Origin of the sequence: Herbaspirillum sp. (assembly GCF_017744395.1) — a bacterium.
Taxonomy (GTDB): Bacteria; Pseudomonadota; Gammaproteobacteria; order Burkholderiales; family Burkholderiaceae_D; genus Herbaspirillum.
The window spans coordinates 146,461-163,928 of the sequence record NZ_JAGIBI010000002.1 but is presented as its reverse complement, the minus strand read 5'-3'; the positions used below and the strand labels follow the sequence as shown (position 1 = coordinate 163,928).

16 protein-coding genes are annotated in these 17,468 nt (G+C 67.0%); 9 read left to right on the top strand and 7 right to left on the bottom strand.

Features of this window, described 5'->3' with window-relative positions; genetic code table 11:
* Positions 1-38: 38 nt before the first annotated feature.
* Positions 39-914, bottom strand: a complete 876-nt coding sequence (locus J7548_RS06590; protein ID WP_290972056.1) for a MipA/OmpV family protein — start codon at positions 912-914, stop codon at positions 39-41.
* 192 nt (positions 915-1,106) lie between these two features.
* On the opposite strand from J7548_RS06590, the gene J7548_RS06585 reads away from it, so the two are divergent.
* From J7548_RS06585 to J7548_RS06575, 3 genes are all read left to right on the top strand, one after another.
* Positions 1,107-1,787: a response regulator gene (locus J7548_RS06585; protein WP_290972053.1), complete on the top strand. Its 681-nt coding sequence runs from the start codon at positions 1,107-1,109 to the stop codon at positions 1,785-1,787.
* Complete coding sequence (locus tag J7548_RS06580) at positions 1,784-3,181, top strand: ATP-binding protein (protein ID WP_290972050.1); 1,398 nt, start codon at positions 1,784-1,786, stop codon at positions 3,179-3,181. The genes J7548_RS06585 and J7548_RS06580 overlap by 4 nt, the downstream gene beginning before the upstream one ends.
* Positions 3,182-3,265: 84 nt before the next feature.
* Positions 3,266-4,168, top strand: coding sequence for a LysR substrate-binding domain-containing protein (locus tag J7548_RS06575; protein ID WP_290972048.1), 903 nt, complete (start codon positions 3,266-3,268; stop codon positions 4,166-4,168).
* Here J7548_RS06575 and J7548_RS06570 read toward each other — a convergent pair.
* The 6 genes from J7548_RS06570 to J7548_RS06545 all read right to left on the bottom strand — a co-directional run bounded on the left by J7548_RS06570 (position 4,165) and on the right by J7548_RS06545 (position 10,410).
* Entirely contained in the window at positions 4,165-4,767 is a 603-nt protein-coding gene (locus J7548_RS06570; protein WP_290972046.1) for a 2-hydroxychromene-2-carboxylate isomerase, read from the bottom strand. The genes J7548_RS06575 and J7548_RS06570 overlap by 4 nt on opposite strands.
* On the bottom strand, positions 4,764-5,627 hold the full coding sequence (locus J7548_RS06565; protein ID WP_290972043.1) for a CmcJ/NvfI family oxidoreductase: 864 nt from the start codon (positions 5,625-5,627) through the stop codon (positions 4,764-4,766). Before J7548_RS06565 ends, J7548_RS06570 begins: the two co-directional genes overlap by 4 nt.
* Positions 5,628-5,775: 148 nt before the next feature.
* Positions 5,776-6,810, bottom strand: coding sequence for an L-glyceraldehyde 3-phosphate reductase (gene mgrA, locus J7548_RS06560; protein ID WP_290972040.1), 1,035 nt, complete (start codon positions 6,808-6,810; stop codon positions 5,776-5,778).
* Between the two features lie 41 nt (positions 6,811-6,851).
* Positions 6,852-8,393: an ATP-binding protein gene (locus J7548_RS06555; RefSeq protein WP_290972037.1), complete on the bottom strand. Its 1,542-nt coding sequence runs from the start codon at positions 8,391-8,393 to the stop codon at positions 6,852-6,854.
* 10 nt (positions 8,394-8,403) lie between these two features.
* A complete protein-coding gene (locus J7548_RS06550; protein WP_290972034.1) occupies positions 8,404-9,117 on the bottom strand; it encodes a response regulator transcription factor in 714 nt (237 codons plus the stop codon).
* A gap of 27 nt (positions 9,118-9,144) precedes the next feature.
* A complete protein-coding gene (locus tag J7548_RS06545) occupies positions 9,145-10,410 on the bottom strand; it encodes an ABC transporter substrate-binding protein (protein ID WP_290973306.1) in 1,266 nt (421 codons plus the stop codon).
* A gap of 633 nt (positions 10,411-11,043) precedes the next feature.
* Between J7548_RS06545 and J7548_RS06540 the strand changes: the two genes are divergently transcribed.
* The 6 genes from J7548_RS06540 (at position 11,044) to nagA (ending at position 17,464) form a co-directional block, all read left to right on the top strand.
* Positions 11,044-12,246, top strand: a complete 1,203-nt coding sequence (locus tag J7548_RS06540) for an ABC transporter substrate-binding protein (protein ID WP_290973303.1) — start codon at positions 11,044-11,046, stop codon at positions 12,244-12,246.
* 141 nt (positions 12,247-12,387) lie between these two features.
* Positions 12,388-13,302: a sugar ABC transporter permease gene (locus J7548_RS06535; RefSeq protein WP_290972031.1), complete on the top strand. Its 915-nt coding sequence runs from the start codon at positions 12,388-12,390 to the stop codon at positions 13,300-13,302.
* Between the two features lie 16 nt (positions 13,303-13,318).
* Positions 13,319-14,218: a carbohydrate ABC transporter permease gene (locus tag J7548_RS06530; RefSeq protein ID WP_290972028.1), complete on the top strand. Its 900-nt coding sequence runs from the start codon at positions 13,319-13,321 to the stop codon at positions 14,216-14,218.
* Between the two features lie 19 nt (positions 14,219-14,237).
* Positions 14,238-15,362, top strand: a complete 1,125-nt coding sequence (gene ugpC / locus J7548_RS06525) for a sn-glycerol-3-phosphate ABC transporter ATP-binding protein UgpC (protein ID WP_290972025.1) — start codon at positions 14,238-14,240, stop codon at positions 15,360-15,362.
* A 16-nt stretch (positions 15,363-15,378) separates the two neighbouring features.
* Entirely contained in the window at positions 15,379-16,329 is a 951-nt protein-coding gene (locus J7548_RS06520) for a BadF/BadG/BcrA/BcrD ATPase family protein (protein ID WP_290972022.1), read from the top strand.
* 4 nt (positions 16,330-16,333) lie between these two features.
* Complete coding sequence (nagA, locus tag J7548_RS06515) at positions 16,334-17,464, top strand: N-acetylglucosamine-6-phosphate deacetylase (RefSeq protein WP_290972019.1); 1,131 nt, start codon at positions 16,334-16,336, stop codon at positions 17,462-17,464.
* The last annotated feature ends 4 nt before the right edge of the window (positions 17,465-17,468 follow it).

The following is a 17,468-nucleotide window of genomic DNA, read 5'->3' as shown; positions in this document are numbered from 1 at the left end:
TCTCGATTGGCCCAAGGGATCGGCGCATCCGGTTCGCATCAATAGCTGTAGGTGATGAAAACGCTGCCCATCGGCGCCGTCTTGCGCTTGACGATGGGGCTGTTGCCGGCGTCGCCGGCAAGCTGCATGGCGCCGGCCGATGCCATCAGGCTCCAGTTGGCGTCGAACTTGTGCTTCCAGCCCAGTTGCAGCGTGTAGGCGTAGATCCCCGACTTGGCGGTGTACTGGCGGAAACCGGATGCGTCCGACTGCGCCGCCGTCACGCCGTAGTAGGTCTGCACGTATTTGCGGTTGCCCCAGCTGCCGGTCAGGCCCAGCGTCAGCTCGTCGGAGCCGCTGCTGTAGAACGGGCTGCTGGCGCCGAAATGCAGCGCGCTGCCGTTGTCGCGCTGGGACAGCGGCACTTCGGCTTGCAGCCCCAGGCGCAGCCAGTCGGTGACGGTATAGCCCAGGCCGAGCAGCGCGGTGGCCGAACCCTTGATCTCGCCCATGCCGCGCAGATAGTCGCTGCCGGTACGGCCCATGAAGCTGCTCTGGTTGCTGTCCCTGCGGCCTTCGCGATAGCCCAGGGCGACGCTGTAGTCGATCTTGCCGGCGTGGCCGCCATAACCGGCCCCGCGCGTGGTGCCGATGAAGAAGCCATTGGACGCCGCATAGTCGAACGTCAGCCCGAGGCCGGTGCGGTTCTGGTCGGAGCCGGAATAGCGCGGGCCGAACGCCACGCCCGCGCCCAGCGTGAGCACGTCGCCCTGGGGCGCCTTGGACGCTTCGGCGGACTGGACAGGCGCGGCCAATACCGCCAGCGCAGCGACCGCCAGCAGCGCCAGCGGCGGGCAAGGTTGCAACAGGACGCGCAATGCTGCCGAAGGGACGCGCCGCGAGCGCTGCGGCCGGCACGATTCGATACTTCTCATGGAATGCCTTTCAGTTTTGGTTCAGTCGTGGAATGGATGAAGGCGAGGCCAGGCCCCGTTGCAGCGCAGTATGGAATCCGAGCATGAAGCCCCGATGAACCGGACATGAAGGAAAAATGAAGCCGCCCGCGCAACCGGGCGCCGTCGCCCCGTCTTCAGCCATTCTTCACGCGCCGCGTATACACTCGCGGCATGAAAATCCTCCTGATAGAAGACGACCTCGACCTCGGCAACGGCGTGCGCATCGCGCTGGCCGACCATGGCTTCGACGTGGTATGGGTGCGCCAGCAGGAAGACGCGCTGCGCCAGCTCGAGGCCGGCGCCTGCGAACTGGTGCTGCTCGACCTCGGCCTGCCCGACGGCGACGGCATGCGCATCCTGGCGCGCCTGCGGCGCGAGCGGCACAACCTGCCGGTCATCATCCTGAGCGCGCGCGACGCGCTGGAAGACCGCCTGCGCGGCCTGGACGGCGGCGCCGACGATTACCTGGTCAAGCCCTTCGTGCTGGCCGAACTGCTGTCGCGCGTGAAGGCGCTGGCGCGGCGCAGCTACGGCTTCGACGGCGACACGCTGGAAGTGCGCGGCCTGGCGCTGCACGTGCCGACGCGGCGCGTGACGGTGGACGGGCTGGCGGTAGAACTGACCGCCAGCGAATACGCCCTGCTCAAGCTGCTGATGGTGCGCGCCGACCGCGTGGTCACGCGGCGCCTGCTGGAGGAAGAAGCGCTGCCCGGCGCCCATGAAAACGCCAGCAACGCGCTGGACGTGCATATGGGCAACCTGCGCCGCAAGATCGGCGACGGCTTCGTGCGCACGGTGCGCGGCGTCGGCTACGTGGTCGACACCATGGCATTGCGCAAGGGAGGCGAATGATGGTGCGCCGCTGGTGGCGCCGCATCACGACGCCCTCCCTGGTGCGGCGGATCATGCTGGCGCAACTGCTGCTGCTCACGCTGCTGTGGTGCGCCTTCCTCACCTACGTGCTGTGGGAAAGCCTGCGCAGCCCCGGATTACTGGGCGGCACCAAGGTGTTCGACACCGTCCTCGCGGTGGCCGACCAACTGGAAGACCGCCCGCAAGCGCGCAACCAGATCCTGCGCGAGATCGACCTGGCGTTGCGCGAGGATTATGGCGCCGGCAACGATTCCAACATCTCGACCAGCCTGATCGTGCGCAGCCACGGCAAGGTGATCTATGCCTCCGAAGATGCGCCCCTGGGCGTGCGCAACACGCGCTACGACACCAATGAACGCGTGGCCGTGGGCGATCGCTTCTGGCGCAGCCGCACCGCCAGGTCGCCGCGCTCGGATACCGAGGCCTCGCTGGTGATACCGGGCGATGCCTGGACCTTCTTCATCCACATCAATTCGCGCGGCTACTACGTGCTGCCGCTGCTGATCAGCCTGCCCTTCCTGCTGCTGCCGGCCTGGCTCTCGGTGCGCGTGGCGCTGCGGCCGTGGAGCAAGGTGGCGCGCGAAGTCGCCGAACGCGGACCGCAGGACCTGACGCCGCTGCAATCGATGCCCAAGCATGAAGAGCTGCGCAACATGGTCGACTGCATCAACGACCTGCTGGCGCGGGTGCGCGAGAGCGCCGGGCGCGAACGCGCTTTCATCGCCGACGCCGCGCACGAGCTGCGCACCCCGCTGGCGGCCATGCGCATCAACGTCGAGGCGCTGCAATCGCGCGTGGCCGACGCCCACCAGCGCGAACTGCTGCGCGGCATCCTCAACAGCGGCAACCGCGCCACCCGGCTGGTGCGCCAGTTGCTGCTGCTCATGCGCAGCGAGACGCACACCGAGGCGCCGCTGCGTCCGCTGGACCTGACCGCGCTGGTACAGGAACGGCTGGCGGCGCTGTCGCCGCTGGCGGCCGAGCGCGAGGTGGAGCTGGAACTTGATGCGCGCGATACGGCATGGGTGGACGGCGCGCGCGAAGGGCTGGTGTCGCTGGTCGATAACCTGGTGGAAAACGCCGTCAAGTACAGCCCGGCGCGCTCGCGGGTCGAAGTGGATGTGCGCGTGACGGCGCAGGGCGTACAGCTGGGCGTGTCGGACGCCGGGCCGGGCATCGCGCCGGCCATGCGTGAGCGCGTGTTCGACCGTTTCTTCCGCGATCCGGACCAGACCCAGAGCGGCAGCGGCCTGGGGCTGGCGATCGTGAAAACGGTGGTGCAGCAGCACGGCGGCAGCGTCGCGCTGGATACCTCGGCCGAAGGCGGATTGGCGGTGACGGTCATCCTGCCGCCCGGCAAGCCCGCCGGCTGACGCCTGCCTTTCCACGCCCGCCTTCTGCAGCCGAAGGCGCCTTGTGGTTCAATGGAGATTTCCTCTTTCGCATGCCGCCAAGGAATGTCTCTTCCACTGCTGAAACTGCCCTCCCTGGACCTTCTGCGCGGCTTCGTCGCCGCCGGGCGCCGCATGAGCATTACGCTGGCGGCGCAAGACCTGTGCCTGACGCAATCGGCGGTCAGCCGCCAGATCCATGCGCTGGAGGAATTCATGGGAACCCGTCTGCTGGTGCGCGGCCACCGTTCGATCGCCTTCACGCCCGAGGGCGAGCGGCTGTTCCGCAGCGCCGACGCGGTGCTGCAGCAATTGCAGGATGTGCTGGGCGAATTGCGCAGCGCGCAGGCGGCCAAGCCGGTGACGGTGACCGCCAGCATCGGCGTCACCGGCCTGTGGCTGCTGCCGCGCCTGGCGCACCTGCAGCAGCGCCTGCCCGGCATCGACGTGCGCGTGGCCGCCAGCGACAGCCTGGCCGACCTGCGCCGCGACGGCATCGACCTGGCGATCCGCTATACCACCGCCGCGCTGGCGCCGCCCGGCGCGCAGCGGCTGTTCGGTGAATCGGTGGCGCCGGTGGCGCACCCGCTGCTGCTGGCCGGCGCCAGCGCCGGGCAATTGCCGCCGGATGTCCCGCTGCTGGAATTCGACCAGCCCAACGCCTGGCTCTCATGGCAGCAATGGCAAGACCTCGCCGGCGCCGGCAAAGGCAAAGGGAAAAAGCGCGGCATGCTGCGCTTCAACCAATACGACATGGTGATCCAGGCAGCCGTGGCCGGCCAGGGCGTGGCGTTGGGACGCATGGAACTGATCCGGCCGCTGCTGGAAAACGGCCAGTTGGCGATGCTGGCGCCGGCGCGCGCGCAGCCCGAGGAAGGCCACGCCTATTGGCTGCTCCAGGCCGACGCCGAACCGCGCCGCGAAGTGCGCCAGGTGGCCGACTGGATTTGCGGCGAAGCGCGCAGCTAGGCAGCGCTTTTGCAGCAAGCCAGCGCATCGTCCAGCCGGTCGTTGCCCCAGAACATCTCGCGCCCGACGAAGAAAGTCGGCGCGCCGAAGATGCCGCGCCAGCGCGCCGCCGCGGTCTGCGCGCGCAACCTGGCGCGCCACTCCTCGGATTGCGCCTCCTCCCATAACGCCGGCGCCGGCAACCCCATATCGCGCAACACTTCCAGTGCAGTTTCAGGACGATCGATGTCGCGGTCCTCGGCGAAATTGAGGAGCATCACGTGGCGGCAGAATTCGCCCACCCAGGGCTGTCCGGCATTGGCCAGCGCGATGCGCGTGGGGGGCACCGCGGCGCGCGGGAAATTGCCCGGCTTCTTCCATGGCAGGCCGTATTTGCGGCATTGGCGCTGCATGTCGATCCACATGTAGTCGCCCTTTTCCTTCTGCAGCACGAAGGGCGAAGTGCTCCAGCCCAGCGCCTGGAATACCGGCCCCAGCAGGAACGGTTTCCATTCGACGACGACGCCGGCTTGCGCCGCCCCGGCCTCGATGCGCATCATGCTCAGGTAGCTGTAGCTGCTGCCGAAGTCGAACCAGAACTCAATGGCCGGCGCGCTCATGCGTGCACCACCAGGCAGCGCACTTCGATGCTCTCGCGCAGCGGCGCGTCGGCCGGGATATCCGGCAGGTCGAACGCGGCATGCGGCGTGAAACGCGCCACGCCTTGCGTGCGCGAATCGTATTGCTTGAACAGCAGCGCCTCATGCCGGTCCATCCGCGAAAAATACGACCAGCGATGGTGCTCGGCATGGCGCAACTGGAAGATCTCGCCGGTGCGCCGGGGATAGCGCACTTCGCCGCGCACCAGCTCGGCGGGCTGCACGCTGCGGGCGTCGCACACCGCCAGCGGCGTGTCCTGCACCGGCCCGTTGATGGCGCGCCAGATGTTGACGATGGAAAAATGCTGCACGAAAGGCAGCAGGTCGGAGTCGCGCAACACCAGCGCCAGGCGGCGGCGCCCGGATTCCTCGGTGTAGTCGTTGTGGATGCGGCCGTTGGCGGCGGCGCGCCCCGCCGCCGATGCGCGGCCGAAGCTCAGCGCGGCGCGGCCGGCTTCGCGCCGCCGCACCAGGTGGTCGAACACATAGGCGTGCGTGCCGCCGGTGGCCGTCAGCGCCAACTCCATCGCCTCGGCGTAATAAGTGGCGACGATCGCGTCTTCATCGTCGAAATCGCGCACCGCGCTGGGCGCGTCGGCCAGCAGGAAACCGTTGCCGTCCAGCGCCAGCCCCTGCTGCCGGCGGGCATCGGCGATGAAGCAGTCGCGCGCCTCGTACGAAGCGCTTTCCCACGGCTGCCCGGGCGGCGGCGTGAACGCGTAGCTGACGGGGCGCACGGCATCGGCCGCGAGATAGCTCAGCGGCGCGATGACGCCGTCCGCCTCGCTGTCCGGATAAGGAAGATGGGGGTGCATATGCATGGCAGGCTCCTGGTCGATCCGCATTGTTCCCGGCACATCCAATCGTGCCGGGGGGATGACTGCATTGGAGCACCTGCCGATGCCGCGCTCAAACGAGATTTGCGCCGCTTCGCATGCGTGCGGGACATGCGAAGGCTGCCGGCCGCTGTCAGGTGATCGACGAGGAGACGCGCCACAGGTCGACGCCGCCGTCGATGGCATGCTGGTCGATCTGCTGCAGTTCGGCGGCGCTGAAGCCGAGGTTCTTCAAGGCGTCCAGCGAACCGTCCAGCTGTTCGACATTGCGCGCGCCGATCAGGGCCGAGGTCACGCGGGCATCGCGCAGCACCCAGGCGATCGCCATCTGCGCCAGGGTCTGGCCGCGGCGCTGGGCGATCTCGTCCAGCGCGCGGATGCGCGCCAGGTTTTCCGGCGACAGCATCCTCTGCGGCAGCGACGGCGCGCGGGTGGCGCGCGCGCCTTCCGGGACGCCGTTGAGGTACTTGGACGTCAGCATGCCCTGCGCCAGCGGCGAGAAGCCGATGCAGCCCACGCCCAGCTCGTCCAGCGCCTGCAGCAAGCCGTTTTCGATGCTGCGGTTGAGCATCGAGTAATTGGGCTGGTGGATCAGCAGCGGCACGCCCTCGCTCTTAAGGATGGCGGCAGCCTTGCGCGTGAGCTCGGGCGAGTAGGACGAGATGCCGACATACAGCGCCTTGCCCTGGCGGTGCAGGTGAGCCAGCGCGCCCATGGTTTCTTCCAGCGGCGTGTCGGGGTCGACGCGATGCGAATAGAAGATGTCGACATAGTCGAGCCCCATGCGGCGCAGGCTCTGCTCGCAACTGGCGATGAGGTGCTTGCGCGCGCCGCTGGGGCCGCCGTAGGGGCCGGGCCACATCTGCCAGCCGGCCTTGCTGGAGATCACCAGTTCATCGCGGTAGGGCGCGAAGTCCTTGGCCAGCCAGCGGCCGAAATTCTCTTCCGCCGAACCGGCCGGCGGGCCGTAGTTGTTGGCCAGGTCGAAGTGGGTGACGCCGCGGTCGAAAGCGCGCCGCAGCACCGCGCGGCCGGTCTCGAAATTGTCGGAACCGCCGAAGTTCTGCCACAGGCCGAGCGAAATGGCGGGCAGCAGCAAGCCGCTCTTGCCCACGCGCCGGTAGGGCATCTGGCCATCGTAGCGGGAAGGGGTGGCGATATAGGTCATGGCTATCCTTATCAAGGTTCAGGTGAAATGCCGTGCGCCGCTTACCGCGCCGGCAAGATGATGGTGGCGACCAGCCCGCCTTCGGGATGGTTGCGCAACAGCAGTTCTCCGCCGTGGGCCTGCACGATGTTGCGCGAGATGCCCAGCCCCAGCCCCATGCCGCCGCTGTTCTGGGCGCGTCCGTGTTCGAGCCGCACATACGGCTGGAACAGCGTGCTCATGGCGTCTTCCGGCACGCCCGGGCCATGGTCGCGGATCTCGATTTCGACCAGCCCGCCGTCCGCCCCCTGCACATGGCGGATCGCGATCTCGACCTTCTGGCCGTAGTGCAGCGCATTGTCGAACAGGTTGCCGATGGCGCGCTTCAAAGCCAGCGGCTTGGCCATGACGTTGATGCCGGAGGGCGTGAAGGCGATCTCGTGGCCGGCCATGCTGGCGTCGCGGATCATGCGCGCCACCAGCGTATCCAGGCGCACCTCGGTGCGGTTCTCATGGATGTCGCTGTCCTTGACCGATTGCAGCGCGCCCTTGACCATCATGTCGAGCTCGTCGAGGTCGTCGTGGAATTCGGTGCGCATGTCGTCGTCGTCCATCAGTTCGGTACGCAGTTTCAGGCGCGTGATGGGCGTGCGCAGGTCGTGCGAGATGGAGACGAACAGCCGCTCGCGGTCTTCCAGGTAGCGCTTGATGCGCTCGCGCATGCCGGAAAACGCATACGCGGTCTTGACGTATTCGCGGCTGCCGGTGCCGGGCAGCTCGGGCACCGTCTCGCCCTTGCCGAACGCCTCGGCCGCATCGGCCAGCGCCGCCAGCGGGCGGGTGGTCCAGCGCACCACCAGGATGGTCAGGAGCAGGATCGCCGCCAGCGAGGAGCCCTGCAGCACCAGCCGGTCCAGCCACAGCGGATTGCCGCTGTCGAGGAAATAGGGATTGGGCATCAGCGCGGCCAGGTAGAGCCACTTGCCGCTTTCCACCTGCACCTGGATCACCAGCACCGGCGCCGAGTTGGGCTTGACCAGCAGGATGTGCTGCACCCAGCTTTCGGGCAGGTCGGAAATCTTCAGGCCGTCGCCGGAGACCTGCAGGCTGTCCGGCCAGGCGAACGCCAGTTGCGGCGCCGGCAGGAAGGGCAGGTCTTCGGCCAGCGTGCGCGTGGCCACATCCAGCGCCACCGCGGCCAGCGGGTTGTCGCCGATGGAAGCCACCGGCACCGGCCCGCTGTTGGCGCTGATGAAGAAGCGCGTGCCGCCCATCTCGCGCAGCTGCTGGATCATCAGCGGCCGGTAGTTGGAAGGCAGGCTCATGAAGTAGCGGATCGCCACCGACGCGCTGTGCGCCAGGTGCTGCGCGGCGATGCGGGTCTCGGCCTCGGACTTGGTGCGCAACTGCGCCGCCCAGATCAGGCCGCCGGCCACCTGCGTGACCAGCACGCCGAAGATCATCACCACCGACAGGCGCCCCAGCAGCGAGTTGGGCAATATCCAATCCAGGAACGCCGCCAGCCGGGCGCGCAGCGAGCGCGGCGGCGCGGCTTGCGGGGCCTCCTCCTGCGCGGCCGCGGGCGCGCCCTCGTTGACGCTCATGGCCGCCCGCTCATGCGGCGGCCGCGCTGACGTCGGCTGAGAACACGTAGCCGGCGCCGCGCACGGTCTTGATCAGGTGCGGCTGGCGGCCGCCATCATTCAGGCGCAGGCGCAGCTTGCTGATCTGCACGTCCAGCGAACGGTCCAGCGGACCGGCGTCGCGGCCGCGCGTCTCTTCGCACAGGACGTTGCGGTCGAGCACGTCGCCCGGGTGTTCGACGAAGTATTTCAGCAACTGGTAATCCATGCCGGTCAGCGCCACCACGGCGCCGGCGCTGTCGGTCAGCGTGCGTTCGACGGTGTCGAGCGTGAAGCCGACGAAGCGGTAGTAGCGCGGCGCGGCCGTGCTGTCGATGCCGATGCGGCGGTGGATGGCCTTGATGCGCGCCAGCAGTTCGCGCGGGCTGTAGGGCTTGGCGATGTAGTCGTCGGCGCCCAGCTCCAGGCCGACCACGCGGTCGGTCTCGTCCGAGCTGGCGGTGAGCATGATGATGGGGACGTTGGACTTGCGGCGCACGGTCTTGCACAGGGCGAAGCCGTCGGTGTCGGGCAGCATCACGTCCAGGATCACCAGCGACAGCTCATCGGCATAGCGCTGGAACTCGGCCAGGAAAGCGGTGCCGTCGTGCGCCAGGCGCACCTCGTACTGGTTCTTTTCCAGATAGGCCTTGAGCAGGGTGCGGGTCTTCTGGTCGTCGTCGACGATCAATATCTTGCGTGTCATCGCTATGCTTCCTATGTCTCTTGTTCCTTATTGTCCACGGCCGCGCGAGAGCGCCCGCGCGATCGACACCAGCCGGCGCTGCGCCTGTTCCTCGCCCATCTGGCGGTCGAGGAAGAAGCGCTGCACCTCGGCGATGATGACGTCCTTGGTCGTTTCATCGGTGGCCATCCGGTGCACCAGGCTGGGCGCCTGGTACGACTGGCCCTTGCCGAATGCGCGCCAGGAGTCGCGCGTGCAGCGGTCCATGTGCGGATCGGCGGTGCGCCAGACCGGAATGGCGCCCTTGAATTTATTGTAGTCCGACTGCACCGCCGGCGAGGTGACGATCTGCGCCAGCGTCTCCTGCGCGGCCTGGTGCGAATAGTCGTCGGCGAACATGGCCAGGGTGTCGATGCTGTACAAGTGGTAGTCGCCGGTTCCCGGCACCGGCGCGCAGCCGAACTGCTGGTCCACCGCCAGGCCCCAGGCGGTGAATTCGCCCTTGGCCCAGTCGCCCATGATGAACATGGCGGCCTCGCCGTCGGCCATGCTGCGCGCGGTCTCGGTCCAGGAGCGTTCGCGCAGCGGCTGCTCGGTCGCCTGCCCCAGCCGGCGCAGGCGCTTGAGGATGCTGATCATGCGCGCATCGGCATAGGCGGCGGGATCCATCTCCACGAACAGGCGGCGATAGTAAGCCGGGCCGCTTTCGGCCAGCGCCAGGTTCTCGAACAGGGTGGCGACCTGCCAGGCTTCGGCGCTTTGCGCCAGCGGCGTGATGCCGGCGCGGCGCAAGGCTTGCGCCACGCGGTCGAAGTCGTCCCAGGTCCTGGGCGGCGTCAGTCCCAGCCGGTTGAAGATGGCGGTGTTGTAGAACAGCGTGTTGATGCGGTGGATCCCCAGCGGCGCGGCCACCACATGCCCGCGATTGTTCAGCAGCGCCCAGACGGTGGGGAACATCTGCTTTTCCCAGTTGCCCTGCACGGCGACGTTGTCCAGTTCCAGCAGCAAGCCGAGGTCGGCCCATTCGCCGAAGATCACGCCGTTCAATTGCGTGACCTCGGGCGCGCGCCCTGCCAGCACCATGCTCTTCAAGACCTTGCCGGCGCCCATGCCGGCGCCGCCCGGAATCGGGACGTCGCGCCACTGGATGTTCTGCCTGGCCAGTTGGTTCACCACCACGTTGAGTGCGCGGCGCTCGCCGGCCGATGTCCACCAATGCAGCACCTGCAACGAACCCGGCGTGGCCGGCGCCGCGCCGGCGGCCGCGCGCGCCGGCAGCGGCAGCGCAGCGGATACCGCCAGCGCCACCAGCATCAACAGGGAAAGGGTTGCCGGAACCGCCGCCGTCGCGCAACGGCGCAAGGCCAATGCGAGCGACGCGCGGACGAGGCATTTCATTTTTATCATTCTGTCCGTGTGTCTCCAAACCGGGAAAGACTATAGCCCGGCAACTGCCGCGGTGCAATTTGCGACAGGCCTCCCGTTACCGAAGGCCCTAGATGAAAACATTAATTCAATTCATCTCTTGTAAAGAAATGTAAGGCTTCATTTCTTTAGATTGGCCGGCGCGCGGCGCACTCACATTCGCCGATGCGCCGTATCACGAGGCGGGTTCGACGCGAGTCCGTCCGGGGCTGTAAAGATACGTAATCGGCGGGTCTCTGGCACTTCCTATTTTTCCCATTTAAATCAACACCTTACACCAATATCGACACCTACCTGGCCAAGTTCGCATCACATGCCTCGCAGTGCTACTGTCGCGCCGCTGCCCATCCATATCGTGACTCGCTTCGCCGATAACCGGGCCGTATCCATCCCTACAGGCAAGAGCGATCAACAGCCAACAACGCCAGGAGACAAACGATGCAAACCAAGCAATACAAGCACGCCCCCCTTCCCTTCGTGAAACGCGCAGCGGCCACGCTGGCCGCCACCGCCGCCCTGGCGATGTCGGTCGGAGGACATGCCCAGGCCGGCACCCTCACCATCGAAAGCTGGCGCGTGGACGACCTGCAATTGTGGGAAACCGTGCTGATCCCCGCGTTCCAGAAACAGAACCCCGGCATCACCGTGAAGTTCGCGCCGACCGCGCCCACCGAATACGACTCCAGCCTGGCCGCGCGCCTGGCCGGCGGCACCGCCGGTGACATGGTGGCCTGCCGTCCGTTCGACGTCTCGCTCTCGCTGTACAACAAGGGCCACCTGGAAAAGCTGGACGGCAAGCCCGGCATGGAGTTCTTCCCGGCAGCGGCGAAGACCGCATGGCAGACCGACGATGGCAAGGATACCTTCTGCATGCCGATCGCCTCGGTGATCCACGGCTTCTTCTACAACACCAAGATCTTCAAGGAACTGAACCTGGAGCCGCCCAAGACCGAAGCCGAGTTCTTCAAGCTGCTCGACACCGTCAAGGCCAACGGCAAGTACGCGCCGCTGGTGATGGGCACCTCCGAGCAGTGGGAATCGCACCAGGTGCTGTTCACCGGCATCGGCCCCAATTACTGGAAGGGCGAGGAAGGCCGCAAGGCGCTCATCGCCGGCAAGGCCAAGTTCACCGACCCGCAATTCGTCGCCGCCTGGGACTATGAGGCCAAGCTGGGCAAGTACCTGCCCAAGGGCGCTTCGGCCCAGACCTACGGCGACAGCCAGAACATGTTCGCGCTGGGCAAGGGCGCGGTGTATCCGGCCGGTTCCTGGGATATCGCCTACTTCAACGGCAAGCTGGACATGGGCGCCTTCCCGCCGCCGGTGCCCAAGGCCGGCGACGCCTGCTACATCTCCGACCACAACGACATCGGCATGGGCATCAACAAGAAGTCCAAGAACAAGGAAGACGCCTACAAGTTTCTGGCCTGGCTGGGTTCGCAGGAGTTCGCCGACCTCTACACCAACAAGGTCACCGGCTTCTTCTCGCTGTCGAACCACCTGATCTCGGTGAAGGATCCGATCGCCAAGCAGATGCTGTCGTGGCGCAAGAACTGCGCGTCCACCATCCGCGTGAACTCGCAGATCCTCAACCGCGGCACGCCGAGCATGGAAAACGAGATGTGGAACGTCAATTCCCAGGTGCTCAACGGCAAGCTGGCGCCCAAGGATGCCGCCGCCAAGATCCAGTCCGGTTTCGCCAAGTGGTACAAGCCGCAGCAATAAGCGGATGCACGACCGCGCCGCCTCTCACAGGCGGCGCCATTTGATTTGACCTGATCCAAACAAGAAGAAAAGGAAGGCCGGGCATGGGCGCGCCAAGACGCCGGTCCGGCCCCGCCTTCGACCTCTCTCTCAGGAGACGCAGTGAAAACAGTCCGCGCCTGGCAGCTCGTGGTATTCCTCGCGCCTGCCGTCATCATCTATTCCATGTTCAGCGCCCTGCCCCTGGCAGATACGCTGCGCCTGGGCTTCTACACCAGCAACGACGCCGGCGTGAACAGCTTCGCCGGCCTCGACAACTACCGCACCATCCTGTTCGACCCCGACTGGTCAGCCGCCTTCTGGAACGCGATGTGGAACAACATCAAGTTCTTCTGCATCCACATGGCGCTGCAAAACCCGATCGGCCTGCTGCTGGCGACGCTGTTCAGCTTGAAGGGCCTGCGCGGCGCGCGCACCTACCGCACGCTGATCTTCCTGCCCACCTTATTGTCGGTGGTGATCATCGGCTTCATCTGGCAGCTGATCCTGTCCCCGCTGTGGGGCGTGGGCGAAAAGCTGATGGGCTTCGTCGGCCTGGCCGATTGGTTCGGCCCCTGGCTGGGCCAGGAATCGACCGCCTTGGTGACGCTGTCGCTGATCTCGGTATGGCAATACATCGGCATCCCGATGATGCTGATCTACGCCGCCCTGCTGGCGGTGCCCGAGGAAGTTCTGGAAGCCGCGCACGCCGAGGGCGCCTCCGCCATGCGCATCTTCTGGCAGATCAAGCTGCCGCTGATCTACCCGACGCTGGGGCTGGTGACCATCCTCACCTTCGTGGCCAACTTCAACGCCTTCGACCTGATCTATTCGGTCAAGGGCGCGCTGGCCGGCCCCAATTACTCGGCCGACCTGCTGGGTACCTATTTCTACCGCACCTTCTTCGGCTACCAGGCGCAGATCGGCAGCCCGACCATGGGCGCGGCCGTGGCCACGCTGATGTTCCTGGTGATCCTGGCCGGCGTCGGCACCTACTTCTACCTGGTGCAGCGCAGGCTGACCCGCTATGCGCTGTAAGCGCGAGGATATCCCGATGCCTTCTTCCTCCACCACTTCCTACGTCGGAACCGCCTCGCCGGCTGCGCCGCCGACGCTGGTGCAGCGCAGCTTCGGCCCGGCCGGCCACCTGTGGGTGCACTTCGTGCTGTGCATCTACGCGGTGATCGCGCTGTTCCCGATCGCGCTGATCCTGATCAATTCGGTCAAGACCCGCAACGCCATCTTCGACGGGCCGATGTCGCTGCCCACTGCCGAGACGCTGACCCTGGTCGGTTTCGAGAAGGTGCTGTCCGGCACCCACTTCCTGCTCTACTTCGGCAACAGCCTGGCGGTCACGCTGGGTTCGCTGGTGCTGATCGTGCTGTTCGGGGCCATGGCCGGCTGGGCGCTGTCGGAATACAAGTTCCCCGGCAACCGCTTCCTCAACTTCTTCATCGCCATCGGCATCATGATCCCGATCCGCCTGGGCACGGTCTCGATCCTGCAACTGGTGGTGGCGCTGGACCTGATCAATACGCGCACCGCGCTGGTCCTGGTCTACACCGCGCAAGGCCTGCCGCTGGCGGTGATGATCCTGTCCGAGTTCATCCGCCAGATCCCGTCCGAACTGAAGGATGCGGCGCGCTGCGACGGCGTGGGCGAGATCGCCATCTTCTTCAAGGTGATCCTGCCGCTGATCCGCCCGGCGATCGCGACGGTGGCGGTGTTCACCATGATCCCGGCCTGGAACGACCTGTGGTTCCCGCTGATCCTGGCGCCCGGCGAGGAAACCCGCACCGTCACGCTGGGCGTGCAGCAGTTCATCGGGCAGTACGCCACCGACTGGAATTCGGTGCTGGCGGCGCTGTCGATGGCAGTGATCCCGATCCTGCTGCTGTATGTCGCCTTCTCGCGCCAGCTGATCCGCGGCCTGACCGCCGGCGCCGTCAAATAAACTCATACTGGGATTGAACATGGCAAACGTAAGCATTGAAAACCTGAGGAAATCCTACGACGGCCGCGCCAATGTGCTGGCCGACCTCAACCTCGACATCCGCGACGGCGAATTCTGCGTGCTGGTCGGCCCCTCCGGCTGCGGCAAGTCGACCCTGCTGCGCATGCTGTGCGGGCTGGAAGAAATCAGCGGCGGCCAGCTGGCCATCGGCGGCAAGGTGGTCAACCACCTGCCGCCGGCCGAGCGCGGCATCGCCATGGTGTTCCAGAGCTACGCGCTGTATCCGCACATGACGGTGTACAAGAACATGGCCTTCGGCCTGAAGGTGGCCGGCAGCGGCAAGCACGAGATCGACGAGCGCATCCGCCACGCCGCCGGCATCCTCAAGATCGACCACCTGCTGGAGCGCCTGCCGCGCGAATTGTCCGGCGGCCAGCGCCAGCGCGTGGCGATCGGCCGCGCCATCGTGCGCAAGCCACGCCTGTTCCTGTTCGACGAACCGCTGTCCAACCTCGACGCCGCGCTGCGCGTGCAAACCCGGCTGGAGATCGCCAAGCTGCACAAGGAGCTGGCCGCCACCATCGTCTACGTCACCCACGACCAGGTCGAGGCGATGACGCTGGGCGACAAGATCGTGGTCATGCACGAAGGCCGCATCCAGCAGGCCGGCTCGCCGCTGGAGCTGTACCAGCATCCGCAGAACCTGTTCGTGGCCGGCTTCATCGGCTCGCCCAAGATGAACCTGCTGCCGGGCGCCGTGACGCAAGTGACCGAAGACAGCGTGACCGTGGCCGTGGCGGGCGGCGCGCAACTGCGCGCCGATGTCGCCCCCGGTTCGACCAGGCCGGGCGACAAGGTGACGCTGGGCCTGCGCGCCGAACAGATCCGCGAACACGCGCAGGGATCGGAACGCTTCGGCGGCACCGTCAACCTGGTGGAGCACCTGGGCGAAGCCAACTTCATCTACCTGACGCTGGAAGGCGGACAGGACATCGTGGTGCGCGGCGACGGCAATCGCGACGTCAACATCGGCGAGCATCTGGAGCTGTCGGCCGACAGCCATGCGTTCCACGTGTTCGACGCGCAAGGCCAGGCGCTGCGCCGCCTCAAGCCCGGCAACCTGCAATCGTCGAAGCGCCATTGAGGCGTTTGCCGCTGCCATGAACACTGCCCTTTCCCCCGCTTCCCCCATCGCCTGGCTGGCCGGCGTGGACGGCGGCGGCACCAAGACCCTGGTGCGCATCGCCACCGTCGACGGCCGCGTGCTGGCCGAAGCCGCCGGTCCCGGCTCGGCCCTGCGCAACGGCGCCGACGCCGCATGGCGCGCCATCATGGCGACCATCGCGCAAGCCTTCACCCATGCCGGCCTGGCCATGCCGCCGCTGCCGCAACTGGCGGTAGGCATCGGCATCGCCGGCTATAACGTGGCGCAATGGGCCGCCGATTTCCACGCCACGGCGCCCGCCTTCGGCGCGCTGCAAGCCGCCACCGATGGCGTCACCACCTTGCTCGGCGCGCATCACGGCGAGCCGGGCGCGGTGATCGCGGTGGGCACCGGCACCATCGGCATCGCCGCCGACATCGATGGCCGCCAGCGCACCGTCGACGGCTGGGGCTTCCCCTCCGGCGACGATGCCAGCGGCGCCTGGATGGGCATCCGCGCCATCCACCACACGCAGCACGCCATCGACGGCCGCGCCGCGCGCGGCGCGCTGGCCAACGCGGTGCTGGCGTTCTGCGCCGGCGAATTGCCGGCCGCCGATACACGCTCTGCACACGACGTGCGCAGCGAACGCGAGACCGTACTAGACTGGCTGGCATCAGCCGACCAGGCCGCCTTCGCGCGCCTGGCGCGGCTGGTGGTGGCGCATGCGGGCGATGACGAAGCCGCCCGCGCCATCATGCAGGCAGCCGCCGACGAGATCGCATCGATGGCCGGCGCGCTCGATCCCCAGAAACGCCTGCCGTTGGCGCTGTGCGGCGGCCTGGCCGACGCATTGAACGGCTATCTCTCCGCCGGTTTGCGACAACGCATCGTTGCCGCCGAAAGCGATGCCGCCGACGGCGCCTTGCTGTTGGCCAAGCGATCCTTGCAATCCTCCAAGGACTGACACGATGGATACCTTCAAGACTATTCATGGCAACGTGCTGACCCCGCAGGGCTGGGTCTCCGGCGAAGTCGTCTTCGACCGGCGCATCCGCTCGATCGAAGGGCGGCCGCTGCGGCGCGAACCGCGCCTGATCGACGAGGGCGACTACATCCTGCCCGGCTTCATCGACCTGCACGTGCACGGCGGCGGCGGACGCGACGTGATGGAAGGCGGCGACGCCGTCGACGCCATCACCCGCCTGCATGCGCGGCACGGCACCACCAGCCTGCTGGCCACCACCATGACGGCGCCGCTGGACGAGCTGGAAAACGCGCTCAAGGCGGTCGGCGCCGCCTGCGCCAACCACGTGCCAGGCCGCGCGCGCATCCTCGGCGTGCACCTGGAAGGCCCCTACATCAACCCCGGCAAGCTGGGCGCCCAGCCCGACTTCGCCATCGAGGCGTCGCTGGAACAGGTCGACTACCTCAACAGCCTGGCGCCGCTGAAGCTGATCACCATCGCCCCCGAAGTCGACGGCCACCTGAAGCTGGTCTGCAAGATGGCCAACCGCGGCCTGAAGGTGCAGATCGGCCACACGCTGGGCAGCTACGACGACGGCGTGGCCGCGCTGGCGCATGGCGCCTCCGGCTTCACCCACCTGTTCAACGCCATGACCGGCTTCCACCACCGCGAGCCCGGCATGGCCGGCGCGGCGCTGGCGCATGCCAGATATGCCGAGCTGATCCCCGACCTGCTGCACGTGCACCCCGGCGCCATCCGCGCCGCGCTGCGCGCCATCCCGCGCCTGTATTGCGTGACCGACTCCACCGCCGCCGCCGGCATGCCCGACGGCGACTACACGCTGGGCCGCCAAGTGGTGCACAAGTGCGCCGGCGGCGTGCGGCTGGCCGACGGCACCTTGGCCGGCAGCACCCTGACCATGGATCAGGCGCTGCGCAACCTGGTCTCGCTGGGGCTGGAAGTATCGGAAGCCTCGCTGCGCACCTCGACCTATCCGGCCGACTACCTCGGCCTGGATGACCGCGGCCGCCTCAATGCCGGCTGCCACGCCGACATCGTGGTGCTGGACCGCCAATTCGCCTTGAAGGCCGTTTATGTGGAAGGAGAAGAGATTGACCTCGCAGATGCCCGATGAGTCC